This window comes from Neisseria sp. P0021.S007 (genome assembly GCF_051956855.1).
The window spans coordinates 1-578 of sequence record NZ_JBQCXA010000859.1 but is presented as its reverse complement, the minus strand read 5'-3'; the positions used below and the strand labels follow the sequence as shown (position 1 = coordinate 578).

Sequence of the window (578 nt, the reverse complement as noted above, 5' to 3'; positions counted from 1 at the left end):
CTATATAATCAGACTGTTTTTCATAAAAGCAGGCAATTTCTGTTTGCGAAATATGAGATTAAAGTAATCAATTTTTAATTAGTCAAACCCTTATTTATCATAGAGATAGGAAAATTATGGCTCTTTATGCTTCTAAAATGATGCGTGTCGCGGCAATTGCAGCAGCTACTGCGTTGGCACTTTCCGCTTGCGGCAAAGGCGATGAAAAAGCAGCCGGCCAACAGGCGCAAGGCAGTCAGCAACAGCAAAAACAACCTGCACCTGAAGTCCGTGTGGTTACTGTGCATCCGGAAACCGTTGCATTGACAACCGAGTTGCCGGGCCGTCTGGAATCATTGCGTACTGCCGAAGTTCGTGCCCAAGTCGGCGGTATTTTGCAAAAACGCCTGTTCCAAGAGGGCAGCTATGTTCAAGCCGGTCAGCCTTTGTACCAAATCGACAGCTCAACTTATGAAGCAAATTTAGAAAGCGCACGCGCCCAGTTGGCAAGTGCGCAAGCTACTTTGGCTAAAGCGAATGCCGACTTAGCCCGCTATAAACCGCTGGTTGCCGCCGATGCCATCAGCCAACAAGAATAT

The 578-nt window shown here is 47.2% G+C and carries 1 protein-coding gene; it reads left to right on the top strand.

Annotated elements, in window-relative coordinates; genetic code table 11:
• Positions 1 to 116 precede the first annotated feature (116 nt).
• Positions 117 to 578: efflux RND transporter periplasmic adaptor subunit (locus ACTHUR_RS16365; RefSeq protein ID WP_440399732.1), on the top strand; the 462-nt coding region annotated here is incomplete at its 3' end.